This is a genomic window from Streptomyces sp. NPDC033131 (assembly GCF_055578365.1).
Map to the genome: position 1 here is coordinate 12,317 of NZ_JBVIPA010000045.1, position 15,862 is coordinate 28,178.

General features: G+C 71.0%; 14 protein-coding genes and 4 pseudogenes. 14 read left to right on the forward strand and 4 right to left on the reverse strand.

Annotation, left to right across the window (positions count from 1 at the left end; genetic code table 11):
* Positions 1-202 precede the first annotated feature (202 nt).
* The 6 genes from ACZ5XS_RS38070 (at position 203) to ACZ5XS_RS38095 (ending at position 6,217) form a co-directional block, all read left to right on the forward strand.
* Complete coding sequence (locus ACZ5XS_RS38070; protein WP_468659271.1) at positions 203-1,237, forward strand: 3-oxoacyl-[acyl-carrier-protein] synthase III C-terminal domain-containing protein; 1,035 nt, start codon at positions 203-205, stop codon at positions 1,235-1,237.
* 125 nt (positions 1,238-1,362) lie between these two features.
* Complete coding sequence (locus ACZ5XS_RS38075) at positions 1,363-3,324, forward strand: HAD-IIIC family phosphatase (RefSeq protein WP_468659273.1); 1,962 nt, start codon at positions 1,363-1,365, stop codon at positions 3,322-3,324.
* A gap of 31 nt (positions 3,325-3,355) precedes the next feature.
* Entirely contained in the window at positions 3,356-3,589 is a 234-nt protein-coding gene (locus ACZ5XS_RS38080; protein ID WP_468659275.1) for an acyl carrier protein, read from the forward strand.
* Positions 3,590-3,626: 37 nt separating this feature from the next.
* Positions 3,627-4,130, forward strand: a complete 504-nt coding sequence (locus ACZ5XS_RS38085) for a PhzA/PhzB family protein (RefSeq protein ID WP_468659277.1) — start codon at positions 3,627-3,629, stop codon at positions 4,128-4,130.
* A 75-nt stretch (positions 4,131-4,205) separates the two neighbouring features.
* Positions 4,206-4,748 carry a lipocalin-like domain-containing protein gene (locus tag ACZ5XS_RS38090; RefSeq protein WP_468659279.1) on the forward strand — a complete coding sequence of 181 codons (543 nt, stop codon included), beginning with the start codon at positions 4,206-4,208 and terminating at the stop codon, positions 4,746-4,748.
* Positions 4,745-6,217 carry an MFS transporter gene (locus tag ACZ5XS_RS38095; RefSeq protein WP_468659281.1) on the forward strand — a complete coding sequence of 491 codons (1,473 nt, stop codon included), beginning with the start codon at positions 4,745-4,747 and terminating at the stop codon, positions 6,215-6,217. The genes ACZ5XS_RS38090 and ACZ5XS_RS38095 overlap by 4 nt, the downstream gene beginning before the upstream one ends.
* Positions 6,218-6,289: 72 nt before the next feature.
* Here the strand turns inward: ACZ5XS_RS38095 and ACZ5XS_RS38100 are convergent, their stop codons facing one another.
* Together ACZ5XS_RS38100 and ACZ5XS_RS38105 are read right to left on the reverse strand one after the other, a co-directional pair.
* Entirely contained in the window at positions 6,290-7,291 is a 1,002-nt protein-coding gene (locus ACZ5XS_RS38100) for a ParB/RepB/Spo0J family partition protein (protein WP_468659283.1), read from the reverse strand.
* A 445-nt stretch (positions 7,292-7,736) separates the two neighbouring features.
* Positions 7,737-8,102, reverse strand: a complete 366-nt coding sequence (locus ACZ5XS_RS38105) for a YybH family protein (RefSeq protein ID WP_468659285.1) — start codon at positions 8,100-8,102, stop codon at positions 7,737-7,739.
* A gap of 99 nt (positions 8,103-8,201) precedes the next feature.
* Here ACZ5XS_RS38105 and ACZ5XS_RS38110 point away from each other — a divergent pair, with 99 nt between their 5' ends.
* Both ACZ5XS_RS38110 and ACZ5XS_RS38115 read left to right on the forward strand, forming a co-directional pair.
* Positions 8,202-9,113 carry a LysR family transcriptional regulator gene (locus ACZ5XS_RS38110; RefSeq protein WP_468659287.1) on the forward strand — a complete coding sequence of 304 codons (912 nt, stop codon included), beginning with the start codon at positions 8,202-8,204 and terminating at the stop codon, positions 9,111-9,113.
* Positions 9,114-9,453: 340 nt separating this feature from the next.
* Positions 9,454-9,696: pseudogene (locus ACZ5XS_RS38115) on the forward strand (beta-ketoacyl synthase N-terminal-like domain-containing protein); the annotation flags it as partial.
* A gap of 4 nt (positions 9,697-9,700) precedes the next feature.
* Here the strand turns inward: ACZ5XS_RS38115 and ACZ5XS_RS38120 are convergent.
* Positions 9,701-10,195 (reverse strand): annotated as a pseudogene (locus ACZ5XS_RS38120) (PucR family transcriptional regulator); the annotation flags it as partial.
* 870 nt (positions 10,196-11,065) lie between these two features.
* Here ACZ5XS_RS38120 and ACZ5XS_RS38125 point away from each other — a divergent pair.
* Both ACZ5XS_RS38125 and ACZ5XS_RS38130 read left to right on the forward strand, forming a co-directional pair.
* Complete coding sequence (locus tag ACZ5XS_RS38125; RefSeq protein WP_468659289.1) at positions 11,066-11,656, forward strand: hypothetical protein; 591 nt, start codon at positions 11,066-11,068, stop codon at positions 11,654-11,656.
* 427 nt (positions 11,657-12,083) lie between these two features.
* Positions 12,084-12,683 carry an isochorismatase family protein gene (locus tag ACZ5XS_RS38130; RefSeq protein WP_468659344.1) on the forward strand — a complete coding sequence of 200 codons (600 nt, stop codon included), beginning with the start codon at positions 12,084-12,086 and terminating at the stop codon, positions 12,681-12,683.
* Between the two features lie 87 nt (positions 12,684-12,770).
* On the opposite strand, the pseudogene ACZ5XS_RS38135 reads toward ACZ5XS_RS38130, so the two are convergent.
* Positions 12,771-12,939: pseudogene (locus ACZ5XS_RS38135) on the reverse strand (cold shock domain-containing protein).
* Positions 12,940-12,975: 36 nt separating this feature from the next.
* On the opposite strand from ACZ5XS_RS38135, the gene ACZ5XS_RS38140 reads away from it, so the two are divergent.
* The 4 genes and pseudogenes from ACZ5XS_RS38140 to ACZ5XS_RS38155 all read left to right on the forward strand — a co-directional run bounded on the left by ACZ5XS_RS38140 (position 12,976) and on the right by ACZ5XS_RS38155 (position 15,859).
* On the forward strand, positions 12,976-13,119 hold the full coding sequence (locus ACZ5XS_RS38140) for a hypothetical protein (RefSeq protein ID WP_468659291.1): 144 nt from the start codon (positions 12,976-12,978) through the stop codon (positions 13,117-13,119).
* A 576-nt stretch (positions 13,120-13,695) separates the two neighbouring features.
* Positions 13,696-14,010, forward strand: coding sequence for an STAS domain-containing protein (locus ACZ5XS_RS38145; RefSeq protein ID WP_468659293.1), 315 nt, complete (start codon positions 13,696-13,698; stop codon positions 14,008-14,010).
* A 760-nt stretch (positions 14,011-14,770) separates the two neighbouring features.
* A pseudogene (locus tag ACZ5XS_RS38150) lies at positions 14,771-14,985 on the forward strand (IS5/IS1182 family transposase); the annotation flags it as partial.
* 343 nt (positions 14,986-15,328) lie between these two features.
* Positions 15,329-15,859: a hypothetical protein gene (locus ACZ5XS_RS38155; protein WP_468659295.1), complete on the forward strand. Its 531-nt coding sequence runs from the start codon at positions 15,329-15,331 to the stop codon at positions 15,857-15,859.
* The last annotated feature ends 3 nt before the right edge of the window (positions 15,860-15,862 follow it).

The following is a 15,862-nucleotide window of genomic DNA, read 5'->3' on the forward strand; positions in this document are numbered from 1 at the left end:
GGGAGTTGGTGGTCTGTGCAACATCTTTTTTCTCTTCTTTCCCCCCCCTCCCCCCCCCCCCCCCCCCCCTCCCCCCCCCCCCCCCCCCCCCCCACGCCCACGGACCGCCAAATTCTGACACTGGAAAGCGAGTCGCAAGTCGTTCTAGCCTTCCGTGCGAAAGGCCGTCATCCGGCGGAGGAAAAATGGGAGGGAAAGGAATATGACGAGCCCCCTGGTCGATTTCGGCATCACGAACTTCGGATACGCATTCGGAGAGGAGCGCGATGTCGCGGCGACGGCGAAGGACTACGTGGACGATCCCGAACGCGTCCTGGGATGGGGCTGCGACACCTACCACAAGGCCCCCGACGACGTGTTCGCCGTCGACCTGGCCACCGAGGCGGCGGAGAAGGCCCTGGCCGACGCCCGCCTCGACGCGGCCGATGTCGACCTCGTCGTCCTCGCCACCTCGGAGATGCCCGAGTACCTCTACTGGGACTCCTCCGCCGCGCTCGCCCGCGATCTCGGCATTCCGCGCACGAAGACGCTGCTCCTCGACAACGAGGGATGCGGCGCCGGCATCACCGCCTTCGGGCACATCGCCGGCGCCATGGCGGTGCACCCGGACATCCGGACGGTGGTGTACGCCGCGGTCAACCGGGTCAGCGAGCACCACCGCAACCGCATGAACATCAACGACTGCGTGCACAGCGACGGCGCGGCCGCGGTCGTCCTGCGGCGCGGCCACACCGGCTACCGGTGGCTGGCCACCGAGCACTTCTCCGACCCGGACGTGTGCGACTGGTTCCGCGGCGACTACGGCGGCGCCGTGGCCCCCGTGGCGCCGCCCGGGTGGACCAGCGCCGAGTCGGTGGGCTACGCCAAGCTGCACGCCCACTTCGGCAACGACCCGCGCCGCCTCGAGCGCTTCCTGTCGGCCCGCAACACCAACGTCGTGGAGGCCGTCGACATGGCCCTGGGCCGGGTGGACCTCACCCGCGAGGACATCGACCGGGCCATCTACATCAACGACGCCCGGCCCGGCGCCATCGAGAAGATCACCGGCCCGCTGGGCATCCCCACCGAACGAACCAACGCCCGGTTCGCCCGCGAGCACGGCCACATGGGTGCCGCCGACCAGTTGGTCTCGCTCGCCCTGCACAACGAGCGCGGCGACCTCGCCCCCGGCGACCTGGTGGCCCTGTGCGGCATCTCCACCGGCATGCGCTGGTGCGCCACGCTCCTGCGGGTCTGACCTCTGGGGCCGTCCAGGCGGCGTCCCGCGCTCCTGCGGGCCTGGCCTCCGGGGCCACCCCGGCGGCACCCGTGTGCCCGACCGACACCCCAACCCCCGTGGAGAGAGGACGAGGCGGCGTCACCATGACCAGTTCCCGGCACCCCACGACCATCCGACCGACCCGACCCACCCCCACCGCCCCCGACGACCGGGCCGCGGCCGACCTGATCCCGCGGCTACGGGAGGTGGTCGCCGACGGCACCCCGCCCGGGCCCCGGCTGCGCACCGCGCTCCTGGAGTGCGACGAGCCGGCCCGGCTGCAACGCGCGGGGCGTGTGCTGGCGGAGTTCACCGCGGCACCCGGAAGCACCTCGGCGCGCTCGGCGCACGAGATCGACGTGCTGGTCCTCGCCACCTGCACCCCCGGCTCCTACCCCGACCTGCTGCGCGCGGCCCTCTTCGGCGCCGGCGCGGTCGCGCGCGTGGAGAGCGGCCGGTACGGCTCGTTCGAGCTGACGCTCGGCTCCGGCGAGTACGCCGTGGAGGGCGGACCCGACCTGGTGAGCTGCCTGCTCGACGACGCCTACTTCCTGCCGGACGACTGGTCGGCGCAGGACGTGCACGGCGTCGGCGAGTACATCCACGCCCGCCTGGACGAACTGCGCGACCTGGTGCTCGGCGCCACCCGGTGCGGCGGCGCCGACGTGGTGCTGCACACCGTGCCGCTTCCGGCGCAGCTGCGCGACAGCGTGCTGGGCTGGAGGGAGCGCGCCGCGCTCGCAAAGGCGTGGCACCGGCTCAACGCGGGTCTGCTGCACCTGGCCGAGGAGAGCCCCCGCGTCGCGGTCGCCGACCTCGCCGGCGCACTCGCCGACTCCGCCGTCCGGGTGCGCGACGACCGGCTTCACCGGTTCGGCGACCTGCCCTACACCGACGCCGCCCTGGCCCTCCTCGCCGACGAGGTGCGCCGCTACGCCCAGGCCACCCTGGGGCTGTCCCGCAAGGTGCTCGCCCTGGACCTGGACAACACCCTGTGGGGCGGAGTTCTCGGCGAAGTCGGGCCGCACGGCATCGAGTTGGGTGGGCTGTACCCCGGCAACTGCTACCAGGAGCTCCAGCGCACCGCGCTCCGGCTCCGGGAGCAGGGCGTGGTTCTCGTCGCCGTCAGCAAGAACGACGCGGAGCCCGTGGACGAGGTCCTGGCCGAGCACCCCGAGATGCTGCTGCGCCGGGACGCGTTCTCCGCGGCGGCCGTCAACTGGTCCTCCAAGGCCGCCAACCTGCGCGAGATCGCCGAGACGCTCTCCCTGTCGACCGACTCCTTCGTCTTCGTGGACGACTCGCCCTTCGAGTGCGGCCTCGTCGCCGACGAGCTGCCCGGCACGACCGTCGTCCCGGCCGCCGGCGACCCCGCCCACCTGGTGCGGTCCCTGCTCAGCCGCGGTCTCTTCGATGTCGCCGAGCTGACCGGCACCGACCGGGCCCGCCCGGATCTGTACCGCACCCGGGCCGAACGGCATGCCTTCTCCGGCGGCTTCGGCTCGCCCGAGGAGTACCTGCGCGCCCTGGACATCGCCCTCACCCCGGCGCCCGCGAACCCCTACTCGGCGGCGCGCATGGCCCAGCTCTCGCAGCGCACCAACCAGTTCAACCTGACCGGTGAGCGCTTCGACGAGGCGGGCACCCGGGCCGCAGCGGAGGCCGACGACCGGTTCGCGGCCTCGTTCGCGGTGCGGGACCGCTTCGGCGACGAGGGCATCGTCGGCGCCGCCTGGGTCCGCCGGGTCGAGGAGGACACCGGTACCGGGCCGGTGTGGTCCGTGGAGAATTTCGTGCTCAGCTGCCGGGTGCTGGGCCGCGATGTAGAACTGGCGGCCGTGGCCTGGCTCGCAGAGCGCGCCCGGGAAGCGGGCGCCGTCGCCCTGGAGGGCCGCCATCGCGACACCGGACGCAACGGTGTCGCCGCCGACCTGTGGGAGCGCGCCGGCTTCGCCCGGACCAGCACCCCCGGCGTCCACCGCCTCGACCTCACCGGCGAACTCCCCGCGCCCCCGGCCTGGATCGGCCTGGCCGCGGCCGACGGGCCGGACGCCGGCACCCGCTGACCCGTACACACCCAGGGAGGAGAAACCGACCATGACCGATTCCCCCGGCATACGCGACCACGTCCTGGAGACCCTGAGCGAGGTGCTCGACACCACCGAGGGCGAGCTGCGGCTCCAGCCCCGGCTCGCCGCCCACCAGTGGGACAGCCTCAGCTCGCTGCGGGCCTTCGTCCAGTTGGAGGAGCGCCTCGGCGTCACCCTCGACCTGCGGACCTTCAACACCGCCCGCTCCGTGGACGACATCGTCCGCCTCGTCGACGCCTGAGCGACACCCCGACCCCACCTGAGGAGCAAGCACCACCATGACCGACACCGCGAACACGCCCCGTACCTTCGCCGACAACACCGCGGCCGACGCCGAACTGCGGCGCCGCCACCGGGCGGTCGTCGAGGACTACCTCAGCCGCAAGGGCGAGACCCGGCTGACCCGTTACCAGCTCTTCGCCGAGGACGGCGAGGCCGGCCTGTGGACCGGCGACACCAAGGAGCCGATCGCGTCCCGGGGCCGGGACAAGCTCAAGGCGCACGGCGAATGGTCGCTCCAGTGCTTCCCGGACTGGGAGTGGAAGAACATCGAAGTGTACGAGACGCAGGACCCGAACCGGTTCTGGGTCGAGTGCGACGGCGAGGGCCAGATCCTCTTCCCGGGCTATCCCCCCGGCCACTACCGCAACCACTTCCTGCACTTCTTCCACCTGGAGGACGGGAAGATCAAGCAGGAGCGGGAGTTCATGAACCCGTACCAGCAACTGCGGGCACTGGGTATCGAGGTGCCGCAGATCCGGCGCGAGGGCATCCCGACCTGAGAGCGTCCCCGACGACGAAGTGGCCCCCGGATCCGGTGGGCCGGCACGCGCGAGACGACCCGAGGGGTGACGCGGATGAACCAGCAGTACAGCATCGGCCGGACGGGCGCGGCGGGGACGGTCACCGCGCCACCGGCGCCCGGCGACACCGCGGAGGCGGCCGGCGCGTCGCTGGCCGGCGTGTGGCGGCTGGCCTCGTTCCACGACGTGGGCGAAGGGGGCGAGCGACTGCCCGGACCACTGGGCCCGGACCCGGAGGGCCTGCTCGTCTACTCGGCCCTGGGCCATCTGTCGGTGACGATGATGCGCACCGGCGAAGCCCCCGACGCCGCCCCGGGCGCCCGCCCGCCCGCCACGTACATGAGCTACGCGGGCGAGTGGCACCGCGAGGGCGACCGGGTGCACCACCGCATCACGCTCGCCCCCGACCCGGCCTGGCTGGACACCGTGCAGACGCGCGACCTGCGCCTGGACGGCGACACCCTCACCCTGTACGGACACGCCCTCGTCGGACGTCCGCAGCTACGTGTCCTGGAATGGCACCGCGCCGGCGCCGCCCGGACCGGCGGTGACCGCTCCCAGGGACTCACCGGGACGGCGGAAGGAGGCCGGCGGTGACCACGCCGACCCGGACCTCGTCCCCCGCGCCCCGTCCGCCCCAACAGGACGGGGCGCGGCCCTGGGCCGCCCTGGCCGCACTGTGCGTCGGTTTCTTCCTGCTGATGATGGACACCACCATCACCAACGTGGCCGTCCCGGCGCTCATGTCCGACCTCGACATCGACCTCAATCAGGTGAGCTGGGTCAACAGCGTCTACCTGCTGGCCTATGCCGTCCCGCTGCTGCTCTCCGGCCGGCTCGGCGACCGCCTCGGCCGTAAGCCGATGTACGTGACCGGGCTGGTGCTCTTCACCGTCGCGTCGCTGCTCTGCGGCCTCGCGACCGGGCCGGTGCTGCTCATCGCCGGCCGGGCCCTCCAGGGCATCGGGGCGGCCACCATGGCGCCGCAGACGATGGCGTTCATCGCGCAGCTCTTCCCGACGGACCGGCGCGGCGCGGCCCTCGGCATCTGGGCCGCGGTCGGCGGCGTCGCCACCGCCATCGGCCCGCTGCTGGGCGGCCTGTTCGTGGACACCGCGGGCTGGGAGTGGATCTTCTGGGTGAACGTGCCGATCGGCGTGGCCGGCCTGTTCCTCGCCGCGGTCCTGGTGCCCGGGGGGGTGCGCGGCGCGCCGCGCGGCGAGCGCGAGCGGTTCGACGTGCTCGGCACCCTGCTGTCCTGCCTCGGCCTGCTCGCTCTGGTCTTCGCCGTGCAGAACGGCGAGTACTACCACTGGTCCACAGTGGCGGGCCCGCTGACCGTGACCCACCTGATCGTTCTCGGCGCACTCCTCCTGGTGGCGTTCGTCGTCCGCCAGCACTTCTTCGGGCAGCCGCTGATCCCGCTCTCGCTCTTCAAGCACCGGGACTTCTCCGCGGCCTGCGTCGGCGGACTCGCCGTCGGCTTCGCCCTCACCGGTCTGTATCTGCCGCTGACGCTGTACCTCCAGACGGCCCGCGGCTACTCGCCGTTCGTGTTCGGCCTGATCACGCTGCCGCTCGCGGTGGCGGCGGGCGTGGTGGGCCCGTTCTCCGGCCGGCTCTCGGACCGGGTGAGCGGCGCGCGGGTGGCGATGGGCGGGTTCCTCGCCTTCGGCTGCGGCATCGCCGCCCTCGCCCTCACGGCGCGGGCCGCGACCCCGGTGTGGGCGTGGGTCCTGGCGCTCACGCTGTGCGGCGTCGGCACCGGCTCGCTGTTCTCGCCCCTCGCCAACGTGGCGACCCGCGAGATCCCCGGCCCGGTGATGGGCGCCGCGTCCGGCGTCTACAACACCGCGCGCCAGGTGGGCAGCGTCTTCGGCAGCGCCGCGGTGAGCGTCCTGCTCCAGCGCGGGATGGCCTCCGCCGGGGACGGCTCCGACACCGGGGCGGTGGCCGACGCCGTCTCCGGCGCCCTGTGGCTGCCGGTGGGCATGCTGGTCGTCGGCATGCTCGCCTGCCTCGCGATGCGCGACGGGACGGTGCGGGTCCGGCGGAGCGAGACCTGAGGAGCCGGGTGCGAAGAGACGTCCGGCGCGCGGTATGAAGACCGCGCGCCGGACGTGTCGTCGCTCAACCGCTCAACCGCTCGGCGGCTCCGCCGACTCCAGCTCGGGATCCAGGCGTTGGGCGAACTCCTGCCACGCCTGCGCGCAGCCGAGGGCTGCCTGCACGGTCATCCGCCTGCGGTGCGCGGGCACGCTCGCCGCGATCCGCCGCCAGCCGTCCTCGTCGATCGCCTGGGCGTCGAGCAGCCGGAGCAGGGCCCGGCCCGGTTCGCTGAGCCGCAGCGCCGGGTCGTTGCGCAGCCGCCTGAGCAGGCTGCGGCCGTGGGCGCCGCGCCGGGGCGGCACAGGCACGCGGCGGACGCCGCCTGCGCGGCGGGTCTGCCCGTCCCGGCCTGACCCGCCCTCCGTCCGTTGCGGCTCGACGTCGGAGCGGTTCACGGTCGCCCGGGGCGGCGCCGGGTCCTCGCCGCGCCGGACCCGGCTGCGCACGTCGCGCACCGTCTCCGGTGAGATGCCGGCCTCCCGGGCCACCGCGCGCAGTGACAGCTCCGGGTCCTCGGCGATCAACTCCCCGGCGATGCGGCGCCCTTCGGCGCTGCTGACCGGCCGCTCCTTGCCATCCTGGCCGATCCGCCGGGCGCCGTCGGCGGTCCCGTCCACGCCGGCCTCCCGGCGCAGCGAGGCCACCGTGCGGGCGGCGAGGCCGGTGGCGGCCGCTATCCGGCGGTCGGACCAGCGGGGATGGCTGGCGACGATGCGCGCCGCGGCGGCGCGGCGGTCGTTCAAGGAGAGCGGCAGACCGTGCGAGACGTTGGCGCGCACCGCGAGGACGAACGCGTCCGCCTCGTCGCCCTCGAAGTACCGGCCCCGGATGCGCCGCGCTCCGCGCAGCTTGGCGGCGCGCAGCCGGTGCATGCCGTCGATGACCCGCATGGTGGGACGGTGCACGATGATCGGCGGCAGCCGGTCCTCCACGTCGGTGAGCGCCTTGACGTGCTCGTCGTCCTCGCCGCCGCTGCGGGGCGTGCCCGCGTCCCGTAAATCCTCCACCTCGATGAGGGTCTCTGCGGTCAAGGGCGTTTCTGCGGTCAAGGGCGTTTCTGGGGTCAAGGGCGTTTCTGGAGTCAAGGGCTTCTCTGGGGTGGGGGTGTTCAGGGGCGGTTGGGGCTTTTGGGCCAGGTGGGACGAGCCATCGTCGTGGCACATCGTGCGTCTCCGTGGTCTCGATGAGGCTGTGAACAAGGGTGGCTGGGAACGTGGTCTCCGTGGCCGCGTCATGCCGGGCCGAAATCCACCGGACGGCATGTGCCGCCATTTCGCCCACGTCGCGTCCTCGGGCGCACCCGTCCAGCGCACCCTCAGCTGCGTCCCCCGCACACGGTTGGGTAGTCCGCGGGTCTTCTCACAGTGCGCGCGAGAAGGCCCCGGGGCCCCGCGAGCCGCACCGTAGGCAGGTCGCTCACAGCCCGGGGGCCTCACCACTCCTCGCTTGTCTCCTGAGTCGTCCCCGCCGGTCCGCTCAGCCGGTCGGCGTGACGAATTCCGGCTGGTCGAGCACGCGCAGCCAGCTTCCGTCCGGCTGCCGCCGCACCACTTGGGCGCGGGCGCCGGCCCCGTCCTTCGGCGGGCTCGAGGTGAGCGCGAGGTCGCCGCTGAGCAGGGTGGGCAGGGGTGTCTCCGGGGTGAACTCGGCCCCGCTGGACAGCACCTTCTCCCACAGCGCGCGGATCGCCTCGCGGCCCACCGTCTGCTCGCCCGGCGGGTAGGCCAGCACGGCGTCTTCCTCGTAGAGGGCGGCGACACCGTCCGCGTCGCCCGCATTGGCCCGCGCGACGAAGAGGCGGGTGATGTCCTCGGGGCGCATGGCCTTCTCGTGGTTCGACACAAAATCCTCCTCGGTTCCGTTCGTGACTTCCTCCATGGTGGTCAAACGATGCGCCAGAAGTCCAACAGCTGAAAATTCTGCGATCTACAATTACTGCTCATGAACCTGAGGCAGCTGGAGTACTTCGTCGCGGTGGCCGAAGAGGAGAGCTTCACCCGGGCCGCCGACCGGGTGGGCATCAGTCAGTCCGGCGTGAGCGCGCAGATCCGCCAGCTCGAACGCGAACTGGGCGCCGACCTCTTCGAACGCTCCGCCCGCAGCGTCACCCTGAGCGTGGCCGGACGGGCGGCCATGGGGCGCGCCCGTGCCGTCCTCGCTGCAGCCGAGGGCGTCGGACAGGCGGTGGACGAAGTGACCGGCCTGATCCGGGGCCGGCTGGTGGTGGGCATGGTCGTGGGGTGCACCGTCACGCCGCTCTTCGACGCGCTGGCCGCCTTCCACAACGAGCACCCCGGCGTCGAGATCTCCCTCTTGGAGGACCGTTCCGACCGGCTGTTCGACGCTGTGCGCGCCGGAAGCATCGACCTGGCCCTGGCCGGAACGACCGGACCCGCCGCACAGGACCTCCAGACGTTGGCCGTCGTCAGCGAGCGGCTGGTCGTCGCTGTCCCGCCCGGGCACCCCCTCGCAGTGTTGCCCCGGCCGACCCTGCGTGACGTCGTCGGCTACCCGGTCGTGTGCATGCCGCCCGGCACCGGGGTGCGCGCGGCGTTCGACGACGCCTGCGCCGCCCAGGGGCTCACCCCCACGATCACGCTCCAGGCGAGCGCCGCGAACGCCGTCGCCGACCTCGCCGCCCGCGGCCTCGCCGTCGCCCTCCTGACCGAGTCGATGGCCGCCCCGCAGCACGAACGCCTGGTGTCCCGCCCCATCGACGACGCCACGGACCCGGCCCTGCTCGTCCTCGCCTGGAAGGACACCGGCAACCCGGCAGTCCACGCCCTCCTCCGACACGCCGGACCCGCCTTCACCGGCAGCGCCGAGCGGCAGCCGGTGAAGGCAGGGGGGTGAGCGGAGGACGTGTCCGCACGGAAAAGTGGGAGCGTAACCAGATCGAAGGCACGCAGTACGGCGACGTACCGCCCTGACCGGCGCGGTCCAGATGGCCTTGCCGCTGACTGGGGCGCTATCGCGAGGCCGGTCGCCTCGCCACTGCCGTACCGGTCGTCCACAGCCGTACCGCTCGCCGGAACACCCCCGCGAAGCCCCCCTCATGACGATCGTCTGGCCCACCCCGCAGTCCCCTGTCAACGTGGGCATTCCACGTGGAGAGTGGAGAGGGGCGGGCACGCGTGCACAGCACCGTGATCGTCGCCAGGCTGGAACCGGGCGCGAGCGCGAACGTGGCCGATCCATCCGCAACGGCATGAAGGGCCCCAGCGGCGTCGTCGTCAGCGACCAGGCCGGCGGCGTCGACGCCTCCCTGTGCCCCTGGGGCCGGGTTGCGCAGCTCGCTGGCGGCCGGCTCAGCACCAGCGAGGACCCCGCCCGCGCCTACCTTCCCTTCGACCGCGACGCCTGCGGCTATGTGCCCGGAGAGGGCGGCACGATCCTGATCCTGGAGGCCGCCGAGTCCGCCCGCGAACGCGGCGCCCACTCCTTGCGCGGGTGAGGACGGGGTAGACGAGCAGGTCGGCGGCGTGCAGTACCGGGTCGTCGAGGTCGAGGTGCTCAGCGAGTTCCAGGGTGTTGAGTGCCTCTTCGTAGGAGTGGACTACGCCGCCGGGGCCGGGCTGGGGCCGGCCGATGGCGACCCGGCCGCCGTCGGTGGCGGCGTGCGCCTGCCTGGCGAAGTAGGTGAGCACTTCGTCCTGGGGGCCGGGGGCGATGCACAGCAGGCGGCCGTCCTTGGTGGTGAGCAGGATGCTGCGGTCGTCGAAGCGGGAGATGAGCGCACGCTCCAGCTGGCGGGGCACGGGGTCGCCCTCGTCGTAGGCGTCCGGGCCTTGTGCGACGGCGACCGCGTGCGCGTGGGACAGGCGCAGACCGAAGCGCTCAACGCGTTCGGCGAGGCGGCCCGGATCGCTGCGGCCGTAGAGGAGGTCGTCGATGAACTCGCGCCGGGCGGCCTCTTCCTGACGCACTGGGCGGCGAGCGAGGGGATCAGGCGCCCCCAGGTGTCCTCGCGCGCGACGGCGGGGCCGCGCGCGACGCCTCCGCCGACGCGCCACTCGACGGCGCAGCATGGCGGCCGGTGAGCGGGGCACTGGCACGGTCGCCCCATAGCGGTTCTTCCCGCTGCGGGCTGTGCGGTGGCGGGTGCCGCGGTCATCCCCGAGTCGGCTGCGGCACCCGTCCTGGCTGCCCGTCCTCGCCTGCTCGACCCGTCAGGTGAGGACGCGGGAACGTGGGTCACCCGATGGGCCAGGGGTTGAGCAGACAGCCCTTGCGGCTCTTCGCCGCCCGGTTAGGCCGGCGAAGAGCCGACTTGAGACACAGGCGCGTTCATGACCGACGCCGAAGCCGCCGACGGGCACTGCCAGGACGGCCGGAGAGATCCTGCCACGAGTCGGACACCTACGGGTCCCGGGGGGATCAGCCATGACATTCCCGGGACCCGGCTGTATGGAGTCGCGCTGTCCAACGACAGCGCGGCCCCGGTGTCACCCTGGGCAGCTGTGGCTCCTCCAGCACCCGACCCGGTCTGTGCCGGTGACAACGGGCGTCAACGCGGCGCCGCGGGACTCACTCGCGAGAATGGCGACGGGGAAGCGATCAGCACTGATTTCCCGTCGTTGTGGAGTGCCGCGAAGTCGTGAACCAACGTACGGAGGACGGTTTCTGCGCGCTGCGCCCCCCTTGCAACCGGGCCGCGAGGGCCAGATAAACCCGCGCCGCCGAAGTGGCCTGTGTGTCCTCCTGCCGTCTACCGCCCGCGCCTGTGCCGCCGCTCTCATGAGGCCGTGCCGACGGCATGTATGCCCGGCACAGTCAGTGCGATCTCCGGCGGCGAAGGAAGACACATGGCGAACGAGCTCAAGTACGGCGACAAGATCCACCTGCAGAACGGGTATGACGACTTCAAGGGCGGCTACCTCGACACCCTCAACCACCACACCTCGGCAGGGCTCAAGCACTACGTGGCCACTGCGGACTCGCCGACCCGCGCCACGGGCGCGGGCGCGGGCACGGGCACGTGGGAGGTCCTCTCCGCCTCGGGCAAGGCAGCCGGCAATCCGGTCGTGAGCGGGGACCTGATCCACCTGCGCAACCTCTACTCCGGCGACGGCGGCTACCTCGACACCGCCAACCACGCCAGCACCGACCAGAAGAACGCCGGCGGCAAGTACGACGTGGCCACCGCGGAGTCCAACGACCGCGCCCAGGGCAGCGGTAAGTGGCGGTTCTTCGCCCAGACCTCCACACCCGGCGACCAGAACGTCCGAGTGGGGGACGTCGTCCATCTGTGGAACACCTACGACGGCAACGGCGGCTTCCTGGAGACCAACCAGCACGCCGGGGGCGACACGCAGGGCGGCAAACTCGACGTCTGCACCAACGCCTACTTCAACCGCGCTTCCAGCGTCGCCGACTGGAAGATCCACAAGGCCTGACCACACCAGCGCCCTGCCCGCCCTGGTGAAGCGATATCTGGGCGAAGCCGTCGTGCGCTACGAACACAACTGAGACTCGAGCGGAGAGGGCCCCGGCAGCCGGTGGTGTGATGCGGTTGCCGGGAGCTTCGGGGGCCGCCCGGAGCCGACGGGGGAGGCGGCGCCGGGCGACGATCAGGGGGAGGCCGCCGTGGTGGTGTCCTGCGCGAGGTGGCGGTCGGCTGTGCCCGGACCAGAGCGTGACGTATGAGCCAGTCGCATAACCGGCCTGCTCGGCCCGCCGCCTGGAGGCGGCGTGCGGGTGTGAACAGTTCCTGCGGTGAAGCCCGTGGGCCGTGTGGGTGAGCTCAGCCGCCGCTGTCCCCCGGGGCGTGTGAGGGCGGGTAGAACGCGGGGGGTTGTTCCGTCGTGATGAAGGGTGGTCATGGTGAACCGAGGCTTGATCGTCGTGGATGTGCAGAACGACTTCTGTGAGGGAGGCAGTATCCCCGTACCGGGCGGCGCGCGGATCGCGGCCAGGATCGCTGACCTGGTGGAACAGACCGCGGGACGTGAGTACCAGTACATCGTGGCCACCCGCGACCACCACATCGACCCGGGGGGTCACTTCTCCGAGTCCCCGGACTTCAAGGACAGTTTTCCCGTCCACTGCGTGGCCGGAGGCGAGGGCAGCGAATTCCACCCCCACTTCGTCCCCGCCGTCGCCGGCGGAAAGGTCGATGCCGTCTTCTACAAAGGCGCTCACAGCGCCTCCAAGAGCGGCTTCGAAGGAGCCGACGAAGAAGGAACCCTCCTCGCGGACTGGCTGCGCGCCCGCGGGGTCGAGAAGGTCGATGTGGTGGGCATCGCGACGGACCACTGCGTACGTGCGACCGCACTGGACGCCGTCGCGGCGGGATTTCGTACGCGCGTACGCCTGGACTACTCGGTCGGAGTTGCCCCGCACACGACAGCGGCCGCAGTGAACGACTTCCACCAGGCCGGTATTGCGGTATCCGGCAAGGCACCGGCAACGGAACAGTCCTGACATCGGACCACGTCGTCTAGGACCAGCAGTTACTGGCAGGCCCCACAGGGCCTGCCAGTAACCTCTGCTGGCCTCTGGCCCGCAGGGCTAAAGGGGCGGACCATTTCTGCTTGCCTCGAACTCCACCCGCTGGTTCTCTTCCAGACTCCTGTATCCGTTGGTCTGGATGGCCGAGAAAGTACACGAACACGTCCGCGTCGCCATCGTCCTGACTGATGGCGATACCGCCCCCAACTACGCCACCAGACAGGCGCAGACCCTGCTGGCCCCGGTCCTGGCCGCCCACCCGACCGTGCGGGTTTCCGCCAAGGCCGGGTGTTTCACCGCGGCGACCGGCGCCGACGCGGTGAACGCCGGGGCTCTCACCGAGGACAAGGCGGTGGCCGGGCACAGCCTCACCCGGGACTATGTGCGCTGGCAGACCGGCCGCAACTAAGCCACTCAGCTCGGGCGGGGTCGGGAAGAGCGGTTAAGTGATCAGTCACGAGCTGTGTGGCCCGAACTTGAATACACCTGCTAGCTGCTCATCCGTGCGCTACTGAGATTTTCGGTTCGGGGTGACGTCGTGGGGGTGTCGTGATCAGTCCGGTCTCTGCGATGAACCCGCCGAGTAGGTCCGGCCGGTACTGCCCCGTCTCCATCCCCGTGACACCACGGCCCTGCGCCGCCGTCCAGGAGCGACGGCTGTGCGGAAGGGATCGCCGACGTGCTCCTGTTGAGCATTGCGATGTACGAGGCTGCGGTCTTCCCGCTCACCTTTGATGGGGTGAGCTGTGCCGCGGCAGTTGTGAATTCGGGTCTGCGCGACCGCAGATGGAGACCGGGTCGCGATTGCCGCTGTGATCAGCATTCCCCCATGAGTCGGGATTGATGAGGTCGGGGTGCATCAGCCGCGGTCGGAAGAGGACCTCGCGCCCGGCCTGTCCTCGGCACGCCGGCCCGGATTTGGCTGACCGGCCTTTGACTGAGGGCCGCCCAGCCGGAAGGCTGACGGTGTGGACAGCGGCTGCGCGTGGGCAGCACGACAGCCGACGGCCGGACGGTGGTGGTCGTGGCGGGCGAGGTGGACCTCCAGAGCGCGGCCCGGCTGGGAGACGAACTGGAGACCGCGGTGATCAGCGGTGCCCGATGCGTCGAGGCGGACTTGCTGCGGGTAGACTTCTGCGACTGCGCCGGGCTGAACGTCCTGCTGGCAGCCCGCAGCCGCAGCCGCAGCCGCGATGCCGGCGTGCGCTTCGCGGTCTCCGGACCGGTGAGGCCCGCTGTCGCGCGCTTGTTCCAGCTCACCGGTACGGACTCTGTGCTGCTGGAGCATGAGGCTGCCTGACGGAGATCGAGTAGGCGGTTGGCGCAGGCAGCGCTGGGGGAGTGAGACTTGCGGCGGCCGGTGCGCTGTCACCGGTGGGGCCGTGGTTACGGCCCCACAAGGCCTGCTTCCCCCCATGAGCGGGCCGCGCCCCACGGGGCGGGCAGGTGCCCCCCTGTCGCCTGCCGGCCCCGTGGCCCGCGCCCCGCCCGTCTTGTCATGACTCGACCCCCGGTCACCGGGCCTGGGCGGCAGTGCGGCCACGAGCGGACTACGGCAGGGCGGTGACGCTCCGCGACCGCTGCCCAAGATCTGTGCCAGAACCCAGGACTGACCGAGAAACCTACGACCCGGTAGCCGGGCGGCATCGGGCATACGGGCCCGCCGACCGCATCGAGGTCCTGGCCGAGGTCCGCCGGCACCTGGCGTGGGCGGAAGCCGGGTGCGCCCTGTGGCCGGGCGACGGCCTGCTGGCTCCTTTATCAGCCATGTCGCTCTGAAGCCGTGAAGGCGGTGCCGTCGTAGTCTTCCCGGCGGTGGCCATGGGCTCCTGGTCTCACTCCTCTACTCCAAGCGCCTGGGGGTGGTGATTGTTTCCGGGTCTGGCCAGATACCTTCGACGAGCGATGGTCCGATGACGTCGTTCAGTCGCTCGACAAAAGAATCCTGGTGGTTCGTGACACGCGAAGACGGACCTTAGCTAGCACCTGGTCATGCTCGCGGGCCCATAGCCAGGCCGCGCCCGCGGTGCGGGCGTATCCGGGCTTGAGGCGGCTTTGTCAGGACCGGCGGGAGGGCGGTGTACGTCCTCGGGCTGGTCATCGCGGTCGTCATCCTCTCCGCGAACACGCACGACAGCGCCGCGGGCATCATCCTGCAGGACCAGGTCGCGAGCATGCCGGCGGAACCGTCCGCAAAGCCCTCGTTGACCAGGGCTTCAAGAACCAGGTCGTCGTACACGGCGTCGGCCTGGGAATTGACGTCGAGGCCGTCGCCATTCGCCATCACCTCAGCGACCATCCACATCCGTAACTCCAAGACCTCCAGCACCCCTCACCTCACCGTCGTTTCAGCTTCTTGGACCGTTTCTCCGTATGCGCGGCCGACCTGGGGGGCGTGACGGTACCATCACTAAGTGGCAGACCTGATATGCGAGTTGAGACAGTAAAGATCAACGGACACGTGCCCGGCAGATCGGCAACAGGTCAGGTCAGTCCGTATCGCTGGCCGATTGTTCGGGCGAACTGCGCGTCACCGCACGACGCAACTCGTCGCTTGATGTGGCAGCCTATTGAGCAGGTTCAGTATCGTGTTGGTTTTAAACGGCCGAAGGAGCGCCATGCCGGAGCCGGTCACGATAGCCGTGTTGGGAGCAGCCGCTCTCACTCAGGGCATCAACTTCCTTTACGGTCAGGCCACCGAGCTCCTCAAACGTCGACGCGATCGCCGGGATGCGGCTTCGGATGCCGCAGTCCTCGACGGTGAGCTCGCCACCGATGTGGACGAGCAGGTCGTAGAGGAACGCAGCGAGCAGTTGCAAATTCTTACTGAGCAACTGCAGCCGTACGTCAACGGAGACAGCCGGGTGGGCGAGCCGCCGGATGCCGAGTTGATCGCTCGGGTCGAGGCGCTTCGGGGGATCCTGGAGCTGGCCTACCGGCAGCGGATCACGTTCGACGGTGAGGATCGGGAACCCACCGGGACCAGCATCGACGCGAAGGTGATCGCAGGCCGAGTCGATGGTGAACTCGCCGTTGTCGACGTCGATCAGCTGCACCCTGGCACCCAGGTCAAGGCGCTGGGAACCGTGGGTGACGTGGGGCCTGGCGGCAAGGTGACTGGTTTCCGCGGAAACGTGGCCCGCGGGTAACGG

Bases quoted from the DNA above. Each gene is read 5' to 3' on its own strand.
- ACZ5XS_RS38125 (WP_468659289.1), top strand. From the start codon at position 11,066: ATGGCGAACGAGCTCAAGTACGGCGACAAGATCCACCTGCAGAACGGG.
- ACZ5XS_RS38070 (WP_468659271.1), top strand. From the start codon at position 203: ATGACGAGCCCCCTGGTCGATTTCGGCATCACGAACTTCGGATACGCA.
- ACZ5XS_RS38110 (WP_468659287.1), top strand. From the start codon at position 8,202: ATGAACCTGAGGCAGCTGGAGTACTTCGTCGCGGTGGCCGAAGAGGAG.
- ACZ5XS_RS38090 (WP_468659279.1), top strand. From the start codon at position 4,206: ATGAACCAGCAGTACAGCATCGGCCGGACGGGCGCGGCGGGGACGGTC.
- ACZ5XS_RS38080 (WP_468659275.1), top strand. From the start codon at position 3,356: ATGACCGATTCCCCCGGCATACGCGACCACGTCCTGGAGACCCTGAGC.
- ACZ5XS_RS38085 (WP_468659277.1), top strand. From the start codon at position 3,627: ATGACCGACACCGCGAACACGCCCCGTACCTTCGCCGACAACACCGCG.
- ACZ5XS_RS38075 (WP_468659273.1), top strand. From the start codon at position 1,363: ATGACCAGTTCCCGGCACCCCACGACCATCCGACCGACCCGACCCACC.
- ACZ5XS_RS38155 (WP_468659295.1), top strand. From the start codon at position 15,329: ATGCCGGAGCCGGTCACGATAGCCGTGTTGGGAGCAGCCGCTCTCACT.